Raw genomic sequence first — 19035 nt, forward strand, 5'->3', positions numbered from 1 at the left:
TAACCCGCTGAAAGCCTGCTGGGCTACCATCATCGGAAGCACGCAAACGACGCTGCCAATAATAAAAGGTCGCTGGGTTGAGGCCGCGTTGCTCGCAAAAAGCCTTCTTGGTCAGACCGGAACGGGACTGCTCGCTTAGGATCGCGTCCCATCTTTGGCGGAGTGCTGTATTGCTCATATCTTCCTTTTGGAACAAAGGTCAGGCCACCAAAAGAACTAGGCAAGATGGGGTTGCTCGGACGCTTACGCTAAAATTATACTATCCATTTTAAGTAATGACTCCGTATCGCTTATTATAGCCTTTCTTTCATTTTCATTAATGCTTTGTATTCTAGTATTCCTATAATGACGGTATACTAACCCTGACATCTTGTCGCTCATCATCTGACAGCCACAAATTGTTCATACTACAGCGTCTTTTTGGAGTACTCGCCTAAATACTTCTTCTGGATTAATCACCTTATTGTCTATTAGTGAATAAGCACTATAAACGACAACGACTGGGCTTTCATGGTCAAGCAATTGCAGTAACTCATCTTGAGTTGCTTTCTTACTCAACTTTTCATATTTGGCATATACATCACTTCTAACACCAGCATATCCAACATTTTTGCATTCCACAAAATCTGACTGTGCAATTGATTCAATTAGTGATTCTGTCTCGTAGCAAGAACTCATTACAAATAGAGAGACCAACAAAATTAATAGTCTATTACTCATTTCTGATATTCTTTCTTTATCCGCAGCTTCTGATCAGTGCTTTGTCTAAGAGTTTTAAATAGTCAATAGAATTGTCGAGATCGGTAAACCAAGCCGTTTCAGCTTCTCTGCTTCAGCTTTAGAAATTCCATAAGCCAAGTATTTATTAATTGAACTCAATTCTTGCTATGATTTTTTTACTATTTGCACCGAACTCCAAGCATATGCGAGCGTGCTGGAGCTTGCGGAAGCATGGACGTATATGCAAAGATGAGCGAGGTACTACATTTTTTCATTTTCAACATCTCGCTTAGCCACATTTTACAATATCTTTCTCACATATACAATGCCGCTTTGGCAATTAAATCTAATCATGAGAAGGGTACTTGGGTCACACTTGGCCATTTTGTTAACATCATCACAGGAGTATTTTGAAGAATGTATATTTCTCTCATTCGCTTGGTTTTCAGCTGTCAGAGTAAGTGTTTTATTATCTGTTCAAGTTTGCCAAAATCTCTTAGAAAAATCCATGTACCAGCTTTTTACATAGCTTGGTTTATCAAACAAATCAGATCGACTAATTTCTACGATTCGCGCTCTAGGGAAGTGTCCACCTAAATTCACATCACCTAAAAATAATCTTCTTGTGATTGGTTCAATCAATAAAAACAATTGATCATACTCACCAAAATTTAGCATGAACTGGTCATAACTTTTCCACTCATCAATACTTTTAACTTCTATAAGTTTATGTAGCTCATCTTCATTTTCATGATGATTAATCCCTAAATATTCTTCAAAGTCTTCTCTTCTGATAAATTCTGTAATTTTCATAGGTCTATTGATCCTTCTTACGAGCCTAAATCGAACATCGCTTTACGTTTATTAAGTTTTGTTTCTTTGACTCTTACCCTAGCTAAAGCCACTCAACTCTCAATCATCTGTTCGTGTTCCTGATTTCGCCCAACTCCAACTACCCCGCAGGCTGACCGAAGGGAGGCTTGACGGGGTAGTAAAGTTAGGCACAGTTTTTACTTCCTTCTTTCTTCATCAATAATTCTAACATCTAGCATTGATTGTTTTAGTTCATTAATATTCTCAATCTCATGTGCATCAATTAGTAAATGACTCATTCTAGGCAGGTTATTTAATTCTACTGATGCTGTTTTAAAATCATTACCGTGCATCCAGAGATTAACAACACTTTCGAGACCCAAAACTTCATTGGGAAATTCTGTGAAACGATTTTTATCAATAGAAAAGAACATAACATTCTTTAGATTTGATATTGATTCAGGAAGATCATTTAATTGATTTCCTCCTAGACCCAGGCTCCATAAGCTTTCTACTTCTCCAAGTTCTCGTGGAATACTTCTGAGATTACAATATCCAAAGTTAGCATTTCTAAGCTCTCGTAATTGACCAATTGCAGGAGATATTTTTTCAAGTCTACTTGCATTCGCTATAATTGAACGAAGGTATTTACAGTTCTGAATCTCATCTGGAATTTCAGTAATCCATGAGCCAGATATATCTAAAACTCTAAGGTTTTTCAATTCTCCTATCCTTTTTAAACTTCTTGATCTAGTATTTCGCAGTTTAAGTTCGTAAACCTTATCAGGTTGTGCTAAAGCCTCTCTAAATGATCTAGCAACAATCATGGTATCCCTTATAACATTATCCTTCAAAATTCCGATTACAATTTTATTGAGATAATCTGATAGAACTGCAAATTTCACTACTTCAGCAGAGTCAAGTTCTAAATAATCAACCTTTATATCTCTTCTTTTATAAGATGAAAACTTACGGAGATAAGTCGTATCGTCAACTTCTTTTTCTACCTCCATATAACCCATGTAATCAAAATAAGGATTATAGAAATATTCGTTACTTTTAAAGTCTTCTTCCTCAAACATATCAAAGATGTAGCTCAATATATTTTCTTGACCATACAATTCATAGTATTCACTTGCCCCTATTTGGATATCAATAATAGAGTCTCTTATATCAAAAATCACGCTGGGAGTCAACAGGCCAACATCCTCAATTTCATTTAATTGTCCTATAATCTTAATCTTTAGCGGCAGTATTTTAAATTTTTCCTCATCTACAGAATGGGTATTATCAGTTACTTGTAATTCTCCGCAACCAACTAAAAGAAGAGCTATAAAAATGAGTGATATGTTATTCATTTGATCAAATTTCTATGAAAAATAATCAATACTATTCTCAGTACTTTTTTCTTTCGACAAGTCATTAAAATTTCACGATGCAGAATCTTTTTCTGGTCTGTATATTTTTATTTTTTTGTTTCATTGTGCCTAACTCCCCTTATACACAAAAACCACCCTAAAAATAATCAAAAAAAATCACCTCAGCCAAAAACACACAAACAACTAACAATCAATAACTTAAATTAAAACTATCCGTTTACAAACGTTTATAAACGGATACAAACGACAGTATACGTTTATTATACGAGTAATACTTTCCCACTCCCCCATCTTTGCAGTGTTACCGGTTGAAAGCGCTCAACCAATACTTTTATAACCAGCACGTATTGCACATCAGGCCTGATATTAATACTGCGCTCAATCATCGTACAACAACTAAAATCAGCGATTATGAACTCTATCAGTAACCACGTACAACTCATAGGCAACCTTGGCCGCGATGTCGAATACCGCGCTCTTAATAATGGCAATTCACTTGCTCGAGTAAGCATTGCTACCAAAGAAATCTTCCGTGACAAGGAAGGCGGCAAGCGCATTGAAACCACCTGGCACCAGCTCATCGGCTGGGGGAAGATTGCCGAAATGATGCAGGTATTTTTAAAGAAAGGCTCCTCCGTAGTCGTACAGGGAAAAATACAACACCAGACGATAGGGGAAGGCGAGTTGAAGAAAACCCAAACGGAAATTGTGGTCAACGAATTTCGCCTCATGCAGTAACATACCCGTTACAGAGTGGCTTGAAGATTTAGGCCACTTCGTACCAAGTATAGACATTAGTATTTATTAATTAGACTTAATTTTTCTTTTAACATTCCGGGCATTAGCCGCTGTCGGCGTAGTAATAATAATTGGTAGCAACACTATCAATAAGGCTACACCACGCTCTCTGCTAAAACAAATACCAACCACCCGGTCCAAACTTTTTTATTATGAATCAAGTACAAAATTCCGTAACCCTCATTGGCAACTTAGGCAAGGACCCTGTAAAGAAAGGCTCCAAGCAAAACACAGTGACCAGCTTTAGCCTCGCCACCAACGAAAGCTACAACAACAAGGATGGAGAGAAAATTACCCTTACTCAATGGCATCGCTGCGTAGCCTTTGGCAAAAAAGCCGATATCCTCGTACAGTATGCCAAGAAAGGAAGTAAGCTCGCCGTACAAGGCAAGATCAAGTACGACCGCTACACCGATAAGGATGGTATCGACCGCTTGTCGATGGATATCATCATCAATGACTTTATTATGCTGGATCAGAAACCGGAAAAGAAGGCTGCATAGTCAGTCGTTCTGATGATTTTATCAGCGTGTCACCCGAAGAGCATGCGTTTTACAGCAGGATATTTTTGTGATATTCATTATTCCGTTTTCCCCCGACCCAGCACAGGGTCGGGGGTTTTATTCCGAATACGAAGTTTACCTTTGTTTAGCACTTGCTATCTTCGCCTTATGCCGCATCATTACTCCCCGTCCCGTAGCTTTTCCTTCCGCTGGCCAGCAAGCTGGCCGAATGGTTTACCAACGCTCGGCCGCAGTGATTTCCGCAGCGGAAGAGAAGCACTCTATGCCCTCGCTCAACACCTCAAATCAACAAGCCTCGATCAAGGGAAAGTACTCCTCCCCGCCTGGGTTCCCGAGGGCGTACAACTTCCGTTTTCGTTGGCACAATGGGAGATTCACTACTACAACCTGGATCAAAACGCCGATCCCAAATGGAAAGAGATCACCCAACAGTTAAATAATCAACATTTTGACCTCGTCGTGCTGATTCATTTCTTTGGCCAGGAAAGGAACGCCAAAAGAATGCAAAACCTACTGCCAGCAGGAAGTAGCTTACTCGAAGACTGGGCCCATAGCTATCCGCATCCTCAGTTCCGCCCCCCTATTAATGGTCACTCGGTCTTGTTTTCGCCTACAAAAATCATTGGCACAACAGATGGTGCCTGGCTCATCGGACCAACTATCATAAAGCCAACTCAAAAAGTCGACCGCCAACATTATCTTTTTCTTTTTTGGCAACTCCTCTACCTGATTGGTAGTACTGCGCTACAATTAAATCTTCCAGGCAGGCAATGGTGTAAAAAGCTGACTGGTGGCGCATACGCACGAGCATATCAGTATTTACTCGCCGGAACGAATACCCCAAAAGCACTAAGTAAAATAGGAAGATGGCTGATCAGACACACGCCACACAACAAAGTTGCTGAAGAAAGAATGGCGCAAGCAGCCTACTATTATGAGCATTTGACGCAAGAAAAAATCCGCTTTCTTGTCAAGGACAACCACCTACTTCATCCTCTTATTGGGTTCCCACTTTGGGTAGATAATCCCCGGCATTTTTCCGCTTACTTACAAGCCCACGGTATCCGGGGGCAAACTTTCACCGATCGGTGGTGGTTTATCAAGGAACACAACTCAAGCCAGTACCAAAGTAGCAAAGACTTACTTGAGCATCATTTTCTATTGCCCATTCAGCACCGGTTTACAGCGCAGGACCTTGCGTATATCGTCGAAGTTGTCAATCAATATGAGGGGGAATAGAAAACAGCAGAACAAGTCTTCAAAGTCCCTTTACCCTATACTAAGTACCCAGTATGATGAGGCTTACCTAAGAGACTCTTACCTCACAAGGAGCACATAAAGGCATTGCTCACATTATCAATGCCCAATCCCCGAATAAGGGTCATTACTCATCCGATAGAGGCCACCACGCTGGGTGCCAATCCAGATTTCTCCCAATTCTACATCTTCTAAGAGGGCCGAAATACCTTGCCCACGAATGCCTGTTTCTCTACCAAAGACCCTGAGTTCATTACGCGTAATATTGAACCGTAAAAGTTGATTTGCAGCAACCCATAAGTCGCCATTAAAANCTACCAGAAGCTGCTGAATGTTAGTCAATGGTTCCGGAAGGCGTTCACTCAGATCATACTCATAGACCAATGACAAAGAATCCGGGCGAGTAGGTATACGATAAAGCGCTTCGTCACCTGCGAAAACAATACTGTCTCCCCATTCAGCAATAGCTTTCACCGGGCCATTGTACAACGGTGGTGGCCCTTCCACACCCCAAAAACGCTGCCACCAGTTTTGTTTTACAGGAGGAGCCATGCCTAAATTGTAAATGGTATCATTCGTGAGCGTAGCTAGCCCACGGTCTGTTCCTATCCAAATTACCCCACGCTGATCTTCGTAAATCGTGTGTACGATATTAGAAGGCAACTGCTGTCCTGCTGTCGAAAAACGCTCCGGCACATTAGAATATCCGCCGTATTCATCAGGCTCAAACAGAAACAGGCCATCTTCCAGGCTACCCACCACTATCCGGCCATCATCAGCGTAATGGATGGAAGTTGGGTGAACAGTTTTAGCAAAAAATGAACTGGTAAATGCCAGTGGTTCTTTCTCTTTTCCCACCAAAGGCCGAAAAGATTGGTAATTCACCAAGAGGTGAACTTCTTTATTTTTCTTAATGAGCCGGTTGAATTTTTCGCGACGGTCAGTCGGTTGTGCTAATAGCTTATGCTGTTGACTAGATTGACTAGACAATAGATAGCAGCCGTCGCTTTCCGTTAGCACATAGAGCCCTTCAGGCTGTTGAACCAGATTGGTAATGGAAGATCTTTGCTGAATACCAGCTGTCTGTCCGTCAGGTAGGGTAAGGGAAAAAGCTACACTTTCCAGTGATTGGCTTTGCCCGCATAAGGCAAAGGTCATCAGTAACACAACGATCTGTAGCTCTCTTCCCCACGATGATGTATGGAAGAACATGTTTTTGGAATTATTAAGGTATTACACAGTTTAATTCAGGGTCGTAGTTTCCTTAATAGTTGGGATATTGGTCTGGGTTAGACTCACTTAGTATTGTAAAGATAGTAGGAATTATTAACAACCCAAACATGGGGTTGTTCTAACACAGCAAACACACAAAAATAAAAACCCAATCCCCCTCTTTACCGCTCAATCTTATAGTCCACACCAAGTTTCGTCAAAGCAGTAACAAAATCATTATCAGCTTTCACTTTACGCGTTTTCGCTGCCAAAGGCAGCTTAACTCTGTTCTGTCGATCTAGTAACACCATACGTAATTGATGCTGCCCTTCATGTTTTTGGCACAATTGATCAAGGCCTTCCACTATTTCGCCTGTAAGCCTATCTAGTGGTAGGGTCAGTCTTATTCCTTTGGTAAGCGTATCGCCTACACTTTCGAGTAAAGAAACATCTTTAATTTTCAACTCCAGGCCGTCATCCCGCCACCCTCGTTGAAAACCAGCGGTAATGAAGATCGCTATCCCAGGCTCCAGCAAATGCTTGAATTTCTGGTAATCCTCGCCGAAAAGCCGGAATTCAAGTTCACCATCGAAATCAGAAACGGTGAAGATCCCCCAACCATTCCCGTTCTTGGAAATCATGTGTCGCGCTCCTGTTACTGATCCTGCCAGCTGCAGCTGAGAGCGTTGTTTGTTACTATCGACTTGATTAAGCGAACAAGTCACAAAATTGGCAACTTCCATCCGGTAATCATCCAGCGGATGGCCGGAGATAAAAATACCAGTAACTTCCTTTTCTCTGTCCAGCTTTTCAATCAGGCTCCACTCTCGGCACTCAGGAGGTGCGGGTTCCTGAACCATTACCTCATCTTGCATGGCGCCAAACAATGAAGTAGCAGCGCTAATTTTATTTTTCAGGTAAGCATTCCCGTATTTCACCAAGTGTTCGATATAGGTATCGTACTTATCGGAAGGCGCAAAATATTGCGCACGGTGAATCTCATCAAAACAATCGAATGCTCCTCCTAAAGAAAGGCTCTCCAATACTCGCTTATTAATAGCTCCTTGATCAAGCCTTGTGAGCAAATCGAAAACACTGACGTAACGTCCATTTTCATCTCGTTCATCCAGAATCGACGTCACTGGCCCCTCTCCTACTCCTTTCAAGGCTGACATCCCAAAACGCACCTGCCNCTTGACATTTACCGAAAAATCAGATACCGACTCGTTGATATCAGGCCCCAATACATCTAAACCCATCCGCTTACATTCCTGTAAGAAAAAGGTGACTTTAGAGATATCACTCTTATTCGTCGTCAAGACCGCGGCCATAAACTCTGCTGGGTAATGAGCCTTGAGGTAGGCTGTCTGGAACGCTACAAAGGCATAACAAGTAGAGTGCGATTTGTTGAAAGCGTAAGACGCAAATGCCTCCCAATCTTTCCAAACCTTCTCTAATTTATCTTTAGGATGACCACGCTCTTCACCGCCTGCCACAAACTTGGGGAGCATCTGATCCAGCAGGGATTTCTTTTTCTTACCCATCGCTTTCCGCAACATATCAGCCTCGCCTTTGGTAAAGCCTGCCAGTTTTTGCGAAAGCAACATAATCTGCTCCTGGTAAACATTGATCCCGTAGGTCTCTTCCAGGTACTCCTCCATCGCTGGCAAATCGTAAGTAACTGGCTCCCGCCCGTGCTTACGCGCAATGAAATTGGGAATATATTCCAATGGCCCCGGACGATACAAGGCGTTCATGGCAATAAGGTCTTCAAAAGCAGAAGGAACCAGCTCCTTCATGTACTTCTGCATCCCCGCACTCTCATACTGAAAAATACCCACCGTTTCTCCACGTTGGAAAAGCTCGTAGGTTTTCTCATCCTCCAGTGGAATAAGATCCATATCCAGCTTTACGCCATGGTTTTCCTCCACCATCCTTACGGCATTCTTGATAATGGTAAGGGTTTTCAAACCCAAAAAGTCCATCTTCAAAAGGCCTGCATCTTCGGCAACGCTGTTATCGAATTGGGAGATGAGCATGCCCGTCTCCTTATCTGCCGTCACCGGAACATACTTGGTAATATCGTCTGGTGTAATCACGACCCCACAGGCATGAATACCTGTATTCCTCACCGACCCTTCCAGCTTTTTAGCCGTTTGGATCATCCGCCCAATTTTATCATCGGCTTCCGCCAACTTACGGAATTGGTAAGCTTTTTCTTTTTCCTCGCTATTTAAAGCCCCTTTCAATTTGGAGTCTATATCTCCTTTAGCGAGTACATTGGCAAGGCTGGCTTTCAGGTGAGCAGGAAATGTTTTTGATACCCGATCTACCTCAGACAGCGGCACGTCCATCACCCGACCTACATCCCGCAAGCTCGATTTTGCAGCCATCGTACCGTAGGTCACGATTTGAGCAACCTGGCTTTGGCCATATTTGTCGATCACATAGTCGATCACTCGTTGGCGACCTTCATCATCAAAATCAATATCAATATCGGGCATGCTCACCCGCTCAGGATTCAAGAATCTCTCAAATAGTAAGTCATACTTGATGGGGTCCACATTGGTGATCCCTACACAGTAAGCAACCGCTGAACCCGCTGCGGAACCACGGCCAGGCCCTACGCTTACGCTCATTTCACGAGCAGTAGTGGTAAAATCCTGAACAATAAGGAAGTAACCGGGATAGCCTGACTTTTCAATGACCTTTAATTCAAAATCAAGGCGTTCTTTGATAGCTGGCGTAATGGTATCGTAACGGCGCTTGGCACCTTCATAGGTAAGGTGCCGAAGGTATTCATCCTGGGTATTAAAACCTTTCGGCATTGGGAAGTTAGGCAGTAGAATATCGCGTGCCAACGTCAGCTTTTCAATCTTGTCATAGATTTCCATGGTATTAGCTACCGCTGCTTGCTGATCGCTAAACAGATTGCTCATCTGCTGTTGCGTCTTGAAGTAGAAATCTGAACTGGAAAACTTAAAGCGCTTATTATCTTCCAGTAAACTATTCGTATTGATACAAAGCAAAATATCGTGCGGCTCCCAGTCTTCCTCTTCGACATAATGGGAATCGTTGGTNCAGATCACCTTGACATTGTGCTTTTGGGCCAATAACAAGAGTTTTTGGTTCACATCCTCTTGGCTCATCCCTGTAAAAATAGGGTTACCATTGCGGTCCTTGCCAATGTCAATATTCTCCAACCCACGATGCCGCTGGAGCTCAATGTAGTAATCTTCACCAAAGATGTTCAACCACCACTTCAGCTCTTTTTCGGCTTCCTCATCTTTACCTTGCAGGATAAGCTGCGGAATAACAGCACCAATACAGCAAGAGGTAACCACCAAACCTTCGTGGTATTTCTCCACCAATTCTTTATCAATCCGGGGAAACTTACTGTAAAGTCCTTCTATAAACCCCAGTGAACAAAGTTTACTCAGGTTTTCGTAGCCCTGCGCATTTTTAGCAAGCATGAGCTGGTGATACCGCTTGTCTTTCTCACCTTTCGCACGAGAGAACGCTTTTACATGACGGTCTTCCACCATGTAAAACTCACAACCAATGATGGGCTTAAGTTTGCGTTTTTCTGCTTCTGCAACAAACTTAAAAGCGCCAAACATATTGCCATGATCCGTAAGAGCAACACCTTTCTGGCCATCGGCCGCAGCCTTGTCCATCATAGTGCTGATCTCAGCAGCTCCGTCCAATAATGAGTATTGCGTATGGCAATGAAGGTGGCAGTAATCTGGCATAGTTCTCTCTAATCTTTCGCTTCAATATTAAGAACACTAAATTAGCCAAAAAAGATGGAGGGCACAGGGTACCTACGGGTAAAGTTTTCCACAAGTGTTATAAAAAAAGGCAGGAGTAAGCTCCATCTCGTCCCTTAGATGAAGATACTCCTGCCCTTGAAAAACTAACACAAAGGGTTATCCCCAATAAGGGGCAAGGGGGAAAGGTTAATGGGGTATTAGGGGGCAATGAAAACCTGCCCTGGCATTTTTCTTGGACATGCCAATGCAAAAAATGTCAGAAAAAAAAGAAGATGGCAGCCTCAGGCCGTCCCCACGTCTGGAGCTGACCATCTTCAAAAAGCAAACTAACACACTACCACCTAAAGTGGCAGCGGGTTGTTAAATAGGGTTTTAAAACCAGGTGTTCTTAAGAGATTCACTTGGCTCAAGATGCAGGAGGTACTTCTTCCACACCATACCAAATTTCATGGTTCGTGATGCCCTCAGCATCAATCGTAACTTTGATACCAGCAGCAGCTTGTTCTATATCAAATTCACTGGTATAGCCTTCTAGGTACAAGTTCCAATCATCTGTAATGACCGTTAAGCCCACCTTGTTTTTTAGTGTATTCTGAAAAGAATACGTTGGTTTGTCACCCTTCAGCAGCGTATGTAGGTGATGATGAATGGACGGTTCTTCATTTTCTAATACTACGCTATAATAACCGTTAGGCTCTTTCGTGAATTGAAGATCAATTCGCTGGTCAAAAAAGGTTTCTACTACCAGATTCACTACTCCGGTTACAGGGTCAACACTGTGCAAAACCAAAGCCCAATCTATTTCCTTCTTGGAGCTAGGATCGACGAATTTCTCATAAACACTGATACTGTTCAGAGAAGGCAGAAAATAAGTGTTCTTCATTCAGAGAATTTTTTAATAAAATTTCAAAAGGGTTTCTTACTGTCCAAATGGTTACTCCTGGAAGCTTTGTATTACAACTACTCTTCAAACAATTGCCTACAAATGAGTACTCAGAAATTAGCTGATCCATCCATTCGTCCATTGTTACCAAGACATCAACTTTATTTTCAAGCATCCAATCCAATGCCTGACGAAAACGATTCCCTTGTTTCCTGGAAAAAGAGGCCGTTAAAAACCTAGGACTGTGTACCCAAACCTGTTCCCCTAACAATAGGTTCCCAAAGGTGAGATTTGTTGCAACCTCTGTCGCCCGGGCATTTGCAACAGCAGATTCACAAGGGTTCCCAAAAATTTTTCGCTGCTGCAAAACACGCCCAACAAGTTCTTTTTTCTTGCGATTCAACTCTCCTCCGAGTATCCCAACGATGCTTGTTTTAGCACTATTGGAATACTTCGGGGTCGGGGAGAGCTTCGTGCCTGTATTCTTTTCAGGCATAATTAATAAGGAGGTGCATTCTTCATTTATGCACCCGTTAAAAGGGGTATTAGGAAAATTTGGGATCAACATTTTTCTGGTGTTTCATTTGATATTACAAATTTAGGGGGCTCAAATATGGATTTCTGTGAGATTATTCCTTGGTTTGTAAAACAGCCCTCAATTGATCTCCTTATTCTCTCAAGAATGCTAGACGACCTACACCAACTTATTCAGTCTTTTACCCGTAAGGAAATAGATGGACTCAATAATTTTTTACTCCAAAATGAGACCCAGCAGACTTTCATCTACCAGCTTCTTTTTCTTTTTTTATATGATGAAGGAGAAGACTACTCCCAAGAAAACATAGCTTCATTCTGTCAAACACATGAGCTTTCTTCAGAGGCATTGCGCGTACACTCCTATCATCTGTACAATAAGATCATGTTCTATCTCAGGGACCCAGAGATACGATCAAACCCAGAATGGAAGATCCAATGCCTAATTCAGGATGCTGAGACGCTTAAACTGAAGGCTCTATTTAACCTTGCTAAAAAGACGCTCAAAAAAGCCCTTAGCATTGCTAAAGAATGCCAGCTTACTGGTTGGGAATACAAGATATACCTTGCCTTAATTGACATTTTATTGAAGCAAAACAGCATTCAAAAATTTGATGAAGCTAAAGAATACTTAGGCCTGATGGCTACGAAGTGGGAAGACTGTAAGCAATCAGAAAAAATCCTCCAATTTAACTTTCACATCTTATTACTTTGGCTCCAAAAGTCCGGCAACCTCAAAGAATTAGCCGCGCAACTAGACCCAGAGTTAGAAAGTATTCCAGCAAACATATCCTTTCCAGCAAAAATCCGATACGCACAGTCGCGAGCTATTATTGCCCAATTAAGCCAAGACAAAAAGAATATGCTTTATTGGCAACAACTTGCGTTTGAGTTTTTTAGTCAATACCCCGAACTAAAAAAGCATTTCCCTCACAACTACTTATCTGCTTACGATAATTACTTGATGGCGACCTTGGTTATAGATGACAAACCCTTATTCAAAACCTTACTTACTGGAATTAAAGACCTAGACTACGATGATGCTTTTATTATCAGTAGGTTCAAAGCGCTTCAAGTCTTTATGCAGATTTCATTTTGGCTACTGTATAAAGACATTACACTTACCGTTCCAGAAACGGAAATTGATGATATTCTAGAGTTATTTGAAGATCATCAGGAAGTCATTAGTGCCTCTCGAAAACATGCAATTATATACAGCTTGGGAGTACTCTATTTTTTTAGAGGTAATACAACTGCTGCCTTATACTGGTGGGGAAATGCGAGCGAAGTAAGTAAAACTAACCCCTATCGCCCGGAAAGACTCCGGCTCATTATTTTACTCTTACTTATTAACGATTATCAAACGCCTGATTTTGATCGTTCCGCACTTTTGGCTCGTATTGACAGTACTCGCAGTAGGCTACGTACTTGGGATAAAAATGCTAAGGGCTTGGAAGAGCACGAGAAAATCACCATCAGGTATATCAGAAAACTCAGTAATCTACCCAATAGAGATAAAAAAGGAGAATTACAGCTCTTGAATAAATTCTATACCGAACTAAAAGCTTACTCCGACAAGGCTGAAGAATCTCAATTGCATCGTTCCTCAGTAATTCTCAGATGGTTAGAATACCAGCTAGGATGTTAACCCTCGATAAACCTCCATGCCCTTACGATAAAATTCATTGATCTTCGTAGGAGATAATAGCTTACCATGCTTATAAAGCACCAGGTAAAAGCCTAAGCCTTCCATCGTCCATCCTTTTTCTATCGCAAAAAAACGAAGAACTTCTTCTTTGAAGTTATGGCGAATGAATTCTTCATCTTCTCCTGTAAGCCAGTAATTCTGGGAAAAATCGAGATGCTGTTCAAAGTCAATATCTTTCGTAATGCCCAACATTTCACCAACCCGATGAAAAAAATATTCAGGACGCATATAAAACTCCGAAAGGCCCAACTTTCGTGACTCTAGGAAAAAGACCGTCTGGAGTACTCGTTTAGAGTGCTTACCCGCAAATTTGAGATAGTGATAATCAAAGACGTGTACCCGTGACTCCAATAAACTATCCTCGTAGCTCATCACATGGTTCAAGCGCCCACGAAATCCGCGCTTGAACAAGCGAAAATCCTGAAGTTGTTGCTTTATCCCCCACTGATCAACAGGATGATAGTCCAATTTCAAGTGGCGAGCCACCTGTTTTAGTTGGTCCCCTCGACTATGTTTTCTCAGCATGATTACCTTCCTTTTATTACGCAAAAAACAAGTAGTCTCTTCTCTTAAGTTTTTCAAATAGCTGGCACGCTTAAAATGAAACGCGTCACCAACTATTTCAAAAACGAAAAGACTATTCATTTTTGTGCTGTCCTTATTGCTTGATCAATTTACCCATCTTTTCGCCAGCATTTGTTCTTAGACGATAAGCATATATCCCGGCGGGTAAATCACCCAAATCTAAAGCTTGTAGACCTGAGCTTACTTTCAGCGATCGAAGCAACTGCCCTTCCGTGTTAAAGACTTCCAAGCTTGCCTCTTCGCTCAACCTTGGTATATTGATCCACACTTGTCCTTGGGTAGGATTAGGAAAGACACGCCATTCTGCAAGATAAGCTTCTTCATTCGCAACTACCTGCATCGCTCGCTCTACCGCAGCAAACACATCAATACGCCCATAGCCATAAGTGGCGTTAGGAATAGCCATCCCCGGAAATGGGCTACAGTCTTGATCACTCAGTAAAGGCACAGCAGTCTCTTGAAGAATGGCTTCAATAGTATCCACCTCACCAGCCAGCTGAGGCGCAGCCGAAATCATCAATGCAACCGCACCAGCTACATGGGGCCCTGCCATACTGGTACCATTCCAACTGGCATAACCATTATTGCGAATCGCCGAACGAACGCCAACTCCAGGAGCTACCACATTAGGCTTGAGCCTAAAACTGCTATCTACTGCGACCGAACCTCGGCTACTAAAATTGGCAATAGTATCATTATCGCGGCTCGCACCAACACTGAAGGAGCCCTCAAAAATAGCCGATGGCGTACTTACAGAATTGCAATTGGGGCCGCTGTTTCCTGCCGAAACCACCACTACTACACCCGCTGCTCTTAATGCTTCAACCGCGGTTTCCATCAATGCAAAATTCAGAGGATTGCAGCCCTCTACCTCTGGGCAACTCCACGAATTATTGATTACATGAGGAGCTTGTTCAGGGTCTGCATTTTCACCATCAAGGTCCGTAGGTGCCAAAAACCAATCAAAGCACTCGATATAACTTGCAGGACTCCCCCAGCCACGTTCCATATTTCGGCAGCCGATCCAATTGGCGGCTGGTGCAACACCAATCTGATTGTCACCACCATCATCGCCAACCATTGTTCCCATCGTGTGGGTTCCATGATTATTATCGTCACAAGGCACGTTTACATCAAGGCCGCAAGGGTTGTTATCCGGGCTAATGATGGTATCATTATGCAGTAAGCTAATTTCCCGAATAGCATCATGCCAATGATAATTATGATCAGCAGAAGTACCGTCATAACCTCTGTATTGCTCAATGATGGTGNGGTGCTCCCATTCATAACCGGTATCTTGTCCGCCTACGGTTACGCCTTCGCCGCGAAAACCTAAAGCCCATACATCATCTGCATTTATTCTTTGAACACCCCATTCCACAACGCCCCGCCCACCAGAAGAAGGTGTGAGGTCCAACGCAGGGCGATCTAGTGCCGTCCAAGGATTGGGCTGTAGGTTTGCGACCTCATCCATCTCTGCTATTGCCCTCGCTAAAGGCAGGTCTACTTCCGTCATCAAAGCATTCACAATCGCAAACGAACGGTACTCCTGATGCTTCATAAATAGCAACACCTTCACCTCCTTTTGTGAACGGCTAGCCACTTTATTTACCTGCTGGTATACGAATTGCCCTTTAGCCGCCTTGCCTCGCAAGCGATAGGCGAGGCTCAGATCTGCCTGTTCTTTAAACGCCACAATAACCTCTACTTTAGCACCGGCTTCGAGTTCAGCGAGCACTTGAGAATCAATTTTTGTTCGCCAATGGCCGGCACTGAGTGACAATGAGCTCAGTAGGATCGTCGCTAATAAAAACAGTTTTCCGTAATACATAAGATATTCTTTAAGCGTAGACAAGAACCCAAAAATACGCATAGCTACCGCCCTACCCCAAAAGTTTTACTAATTTTAAAGTTAATAACGAGACAAATCAGGTAAAACCTAAAATACATGGCCAAAGCGAGTAATGGTGCTAAAAAACATTTGCGGAAAGACCCTGTATTTGCCCCACTGGTTGATAATATTCAACTGGAACCACTCGATTTAACCAACGATATTTATCTCCGGTTATTAAAAGCTATTGTTTACCAACAGCTATCAGGCAAAGCAGCCAATACCATCTACCAACGCTTTATTGCTTTGTTTCAGGACAGCTACCCCCACCCCAACCAGCTCATCCTATTTCAAGAAGACCAACTGAGGGCAGCAGGGCTTTCTCGGCAAAAATCTCAGTATGTCCAAAACGTTGCTCACTATTTTTCTGAACAAGACCTCCATCGTCAGGATTGGTCAAAGGTTCCCGACGAACACATCATCGAGCAACTAACCGCCATCAAAGGAGTAGGCAATTGGACAGCGCAAATCATCCTCATGTTTAGCCTGGGCCGCAAAGACATCTTCCCTAAAGGAGATCTGGCGATCCAACAAAGTATGCAGCAATTGTACCAATTTTCCGGCAAGGGCAAACAACTGGAGCACAAAATGGAGAAAGTAGCCCAAGTTTGGCGGCCCTACCGCACGGTAGCCTGCCGCTATCTTTGGCAATGGAAGGATACGCTGGTTTGACATGCGTTTATCTTAAAATTTCTAGACCTTATCTAGAAAATGAAAGCCTGTTGGCGAATTATTATAATTTCGGAAAGTCAAAATTGCAACATTAAAAATTATCGCACTATGTACCCTCATCTTCAAAACCGCTGCTTACTCGGCCTTCTCCTTTTCTTTGCTTCCCTAGCTGCTGGGTTTGCCCAAACAACAGAAGACTGGCAAGGCAAATGGGACGGTGCCATTGAGATTCCCTCTACGCCACTAGCTTTGCAGATTAAACTTCAAACAACTGCCGATGGTTGGGAGGGGCTGATGAATATCCCGTCTCAGCGAATCAATGACATGGCCCTCGCTGATCTAAAGATCGAAGGTGATCAACTCTCCTTCACCTTACCAGAGGTACCTGGGTCAGCCAGCTTCACAGGCAACTGGAGCCCTGGTACCGTAACCGGAACATTTACCCAAATGGGGCAAAGCTTCCCACTTGTTTTGCAACAGCAAGATGCAGCCGCAGCAGCAGCCCTCCAGGCGAAAATTGATCGTATCAAAAGCCTGGTAGATTCCTTCCGCATCGGTGCTGAAGTCCCCGGACTTGGATTAGGAATTATACACAAAGGAGAAGTGGTGATGGCCGAAGGTTTTGGTCTACGTAATGTTGAAGATGAAGTCCCCGCAACGGCTGATACCCGTTTTGCCATTGGTTCTAGTAGTAAAGCATTTACCACGATGGGCCTCGCCTTGTTGGCTGAAGAAGGGAAACTCGACTGGGATACGCCCATCAAAGAATATTTGCCGGATTTTAAACTCTACGATAAGTTTGCAACCGAGGAGATGACCGCCATTGACCTCACCTCACATCGTTCCGGCTTACCAAGACACGATTTACTCTGGTACGGAACCGACTTTTCACGAGAAGAACTATACCAAAGGCTACAATACTTAGAGCCTTCCGCCTCTTTCCGAAGTAAATGGCAGTATCAAAACCTGATGTACATGACAGCAGGTATTCTTACAGAGCGCTTGAGTGACCAGACCTGGGAGGAATATATCCAAGAAAAGATATTCAACCCTTTAGGAATGGCCAGCGCTAATTTTTCGGTAACCGAGATGGAACAAAGTGACAACTTCTCTTACGGCTACGGAGAAAAAGAAGAAGAAATCACTCGCCTCCCCTTTCATCAGCTAGATGCCATCGGGCCTGCAGGCTCTATCAACGCATCGGCAAAAGACATGCTCAAGTGGGTAGAACTTCAACTGGGTGACGGCCAATACCAAGGGCAGCACTTCATCGGCGGCAGCCAGTTAAAACTGATGCACAAGCCACAGATGATCATGGAGAATACACTTATCGCTGATCCATCCATTTCGCACCCCTCCTATGGCTTGGGGTGGTTCACTTATGATTATGACGGACTAACCGTCGTAGAGCATGGTGGAAATATCGATGGGTTTTCGGCACTTGTATTTATGATTCCTGATGAAGGATTTGGCCTCGTAGCCCTTACCAATAAAAATGGTACTCCGCTTAATTATGTGTTGTCTTATTCCATTGCAGATATTCTTCTCGAACGTGATGGACAAGATTGGTACGAGTTAGTGTTTGGCGATGATGATGAGAACGAAGACGATGAGGAAGAAGAGGAGGAGGAAAAAGAAGAAGAAACAAGCCCTGCCCTCCACCCTTTGGAAGATTACATAGGCACCTATAATCACCCCGGATACGGAGATGTCGTTATCAGCCAGGAGGGAGAACAGCTTATTGTGACCTACTATCACTTTAGTGGTAAAATGGAGCACCAGCAATACGATACCTTCAAAGGAATAACTGAAGGAGACGAGATTGCACTCGACGTCCGTTTTGTGACCGACCGCAACGGACAAATTGAAGCCCTATACTCTTTATTGGATGCCAGTGTACCGGAAATTCGCTTTGATCGACTGCCTGCCGAAAAACTTAGTGACCCTGATTTTCTGGAAACCCTAACCGGCACTTACTCGCTGGAAAATGGTACAGAAATCAAAATCAGCCTGGAGGGCACCAAACTTAAAGCAGATATTATTGGTCAGCCCACTTATACACTGGAGCCACACCAGGGAAACTCCTTCAAACTAAGCTCTTTTGAGGGATTCACAATGGAGTTTATTATGGATGGTAAAAAAGCGACCGCATTGGTATCGCATCAACCTAATGGCGATTTCCGGGCAAATAAAGAGTAAGATTAGGGTGGAAAAAGTGTAAGGGTTAATAACACCAAATACGACTTGATTGAAGCCTATTTGACCAATAAAGTGCTCTCCCTTACT

General features: G+C 43.0%; 16 protein-coding genes. 6 read left to right on the forward strand and 10 right to left on the reverse strand.

The window, feature by feature from the left end:
* From tnpA to A3EU_RS0120035, 4 genes are all read right to left on the reverse strand, one after another.
* A partial coding sequence (gene tnpA, locus A3EU_RS35575) for an IS66 family insertion sequence element accessory protein TnpA (RefSeq protein WP_020537981.1) occupies positions 1–178 on the reverse strand: 178 nt, incomplete at its 3' end.
* A gap of 224 nt (positions 179–402) precedes the next feature.
* A complete protein-coding gene (locus tag A3EU_RS0120025) occupies positions 403–720 on the reverse strand; it encodes a hypothetical protein (protein ID WP_020537983.1) in 318 nt (105 codons plus the stop codon).
* A 477-nt stretch (positions 721–1197) separates the two neighbouring features.
* Positions 1198–1533 (reverse strand): hypothetical protein, encoded by a 336-nt coding sequence (locus tag A3EU_RS0120030; protein ID WP_020537984.1) that lies wholly within the window; start codon positions 1531–1533, stop codon positions 1198–1200.
* Between the two features lie 197 nt (positions 1534–1730).
* A complete protein-coding gene (locus A3EU_RS0120035) occupies positions 1731–2891 on the reverse strand; it encodes a leucine-rich repeat domain-containing protein (protein WP_020537985.1) in 1161 nt (386 codons plus the stop codon).
* 432 nt (positions 2892–3323) lie between these two features.
* Between A3EU_RS0120035 and A3EU_RS0120040 the strand changes: the two genes are divergently transcribed.
* The 3 genes from A3EU_RS0120040 to A3EU_RS0120050 all read left to right on the forward strand — a co-directional run bounded on the left by A3EU_RS0120040 (position 3324) and on the right by A3EU_RS0120050 (position 5473).
* On the forward strand, positions 3324–3650 hold the full coding sequence (locus A3EU_RS0120040) for a single-stranded DNA-binding protein (RefSeq protein ID WP_020537986.1): 327 nt from the start codon (positions 3324–3326) through the stop codon (positions 3648–3650).
* A gap of 212 nt (positions 3651–3862) precedes the next feature.
* A complete protein-coding gene (locus tag A3EU_RS0120045; protein ID WP_020537987.1) occupies positions 3863–4213 on the forward strand; it encodes a single-stranded DNA-binding protein in 351 nt (116 codons plus the stop codon).
* Positions 4214–4381: 168 nt separating this feature from the next.
* The gene (locus A3EU_RS0120050; protein WP_020537988.1) at positions 4382–5473 is read left to right on the forward strand and encodes a hypothetical protein; all 1092 of its coding nucleotides are present in this window, start codon (positions 4382–4384) and stop codon (positions 5471–5473) included.
* 117 nt (positions 5474–5590) lie between these two features.
* Here A3EU_RS0120050 and A3EU_RS0120055 read toward each other — a convergent pair whose 3' ends face one another.
* The 4 genes from A3EU_RS0120055 to A3EU_RS0120070 form a co-directional block, all read right to left on the reverse strand.
* Positions 5591–6703 (reverse strand): two-component regulator propeller domain-containing protein, encoded by a 1113-nt coding sequence (locus A3EU_RS0120055; protein ID WP_020537989.1) that lies wholly within the window; start codon positions 6701–6703, stop codon positions 5591–5593.
* Positions 6704–6885: 182 nt separating this feature from the next.
* A complete protein-coding gene (gene dnaE / locus A3EU_RS0120060; protein WP_026211490.1) occupies positions 6886–10455 on the reverse strand; it encodes a DNA polymerase III subunit alpha in 3570 nt (1189 codons plus the stop codon).
* Between the two features lie 427 nt (positions 10456–10882).
* Positions 10883–11359, reverse strand: a complete 477-nt coding sequence (locus tag A3EU_RS0120065) for a hypothetical protein (RefSeq protein WP_020537991.1) — start codon at positions 11357–11359, stop codon at positions 10883–10885.
* The gene (locus A3EU_RS0120070; protein ID WP_020537992.1) at positions 11310–11927 is read right to left on the reverse strand and encodes a hypothetical protein; all 618 of its coding nucleotides are present in this window, start codon (positions 11925–11927) and stop codon (positions 11310–11312) included. The genes A3EU_RS0120065 and A3EU_RS0120070 overlap by 50 nt, the downstream gene beginning before the upstream one ends.
* Positions 11928–12041: 114 nt before the next feature.
* On the opposite strand from A3EU_RS0120070, the gene A3EU_RS0120075 reads away from it, so the two are divergent.
* Positions 12042–13541, forward strand: a complete 1500-nt coding sequence (locus tag A3EU_RS0120075) for a hypothetical protein (protein WP_020537993.1) — start codon at positions 12042–12044, stop codon at positions 13539–13541.
* Here A3EU_RS0120075 and A3EU_RS0120080 read toward each other — a convergent pair.
* Together A3EU_RS0120080 and A3EU_RS31180 are read right to left on the reverse strand one after the other, a co-directional pair.
* Entirely contained in the window at positions 13530–14126 is a 597-nt protein-coding gene (locus A3EU_RS0120080) for a hypothetical protein (protein WP_156825845.1), read from the reverse strand. The genes A3EU_RS0120075 and A3EU_RS0120080 overlap by 12 nt on opposite strands.
* Positions 14127–14259: 133 nt before the next feature.
* Positions 14260–16059 (reverse strand): S8 family serine peptidase, encoded by a 1800-nt coding sequence (locus A3EU_RS31180; protein WP_020537995.1) that lies wholly within the window; start codon positions 16057–16059, stop codon positions 14260–14262.
* Between the two features lie 75 nt (positions 16060–16134).
* Between A3EU_RS31180 and A3EU_RS0120090 the strand changes: the two genes are divergently transcribed.
* Both A3EU_RS0120090 and A3EU_RS31185 read left to right on the forward strand, forming a co-directional pair.
* Positions 16135–16749, forward strand: a complete 615-nt coding sequence (locus A3EU_RS0120090; protein ID WP_020537996.1) for a DNA-3-methyladenine glycosylase family protein — start codon at positions 16135–16137, stop codon at positions 16747–16749.
* A 108-nt stretch (positions 16750–16857) separates the two neighbouring features.
* Positions 16858–18948 (forward strand): serine hydrolase, encoded by a 2091-nt coding sequence (locus tag A3EU_RS31185; RefSeq protein WP_020537997.1) that lies wholly within the window; start codon positions 16858–16860, stop codon positions 18946–18948.
* The last annotated feature ends 87 nt before the right edge of the window (positions 18949–19035 follow it).

Source organism: Lewinella cohaerens DSM 23179 (assembly GCF_000379805.1).
In the GTDB taxonomy this organism is placed as follows: domain Bacteria; phylum Bacteroidota; class Bacteroidia; order Chitinophagales; family Saprospiraceae; genus Lewinella; species Lewinella cohaerens.

Coding starts and splice junctions, on each gene's coding strand:
- A3EU_RS0120025 (WP_020537983.1), bottom strand. CDS start 720: ATGAGTAATAGACTATTAATTTTGTTGGTCTCTCTATTTGTAATGAGT.
- A3EU_RS0120030 (WP_020537984.1), bottom strand. CDS start 1,533: ATGAAAATTACAGAATTTATCAGAAGAGAAGACTTTGAAGAATATTTA.
- A3EU_RS0120035 (WP_020537985.1), bottom strand. CDS start 2,891: ATGAATAACATATCACTCATTTTTATAGCTCTTCTTTTAGTTGGTTGC.
- A3EU_RS0120040 (WP_020537986.1), top strand. CDS start 3,324: ATGAACTCTATCAGTAACCACGTACAACTCATAGGCAACCTTGGCCGC.
- A3EU_RS0120045 (WP_020537987.1), top strand. CDS start 3,863: ATGAATCAAGTACAAAATTCCGTAACCCTCATTGGCAACTTAGGCAAG.
- A3EU_RS0120050 (WP_020537988.1), top strand. CDS start 4,382: ATGCCGCATCATTACTCCCCGTCCCGTAGCTTTTCCTTCCGCTGGCCA.
- A3EU_RS0120065 (WP_020537991.1), bottom strand. CDS start 11,359: ATGAAGAACACTTATTTTCTGCCTTCTCTGAACAGTATCAGTGTTTAT.
- A3EU_RS0120070 (WP_020537992.1), bottom strand. CDS start 11,927: ATGTTGATCCCAAATTTTCCTAATACCCCTTTTAACGGGTGCATAAAT.
- A3EU_RS0120075 (WP_020537993.1), top strand. CDS start 12,042: ATGCTAGACGACCTACACCAACTTATTCAGTCTTTTACCCGTAAGGAA.
- A3EU_RS0120080 (WP_156825845.1), bottom strand. CDS start 14,126: ATGCTGAGAAAACATAGTCGAGGGGACCAACTAAAACAGGTGGCTCGC.
- A3EU_RS0120090 (WP_020537996.1), top strand. CDS start 16,135: ATGGCCAAAGCGAGTAATGGTGCTAAAAAACATTTGCGGAAAGACCCT.
- A3EU_RS31185 (WP_020537997.1), top strand. CDS start 16,858: ATGTACCCTCATCTTCAAAACCGCTGCTTACTCGGCCTTCTCCTTTTC.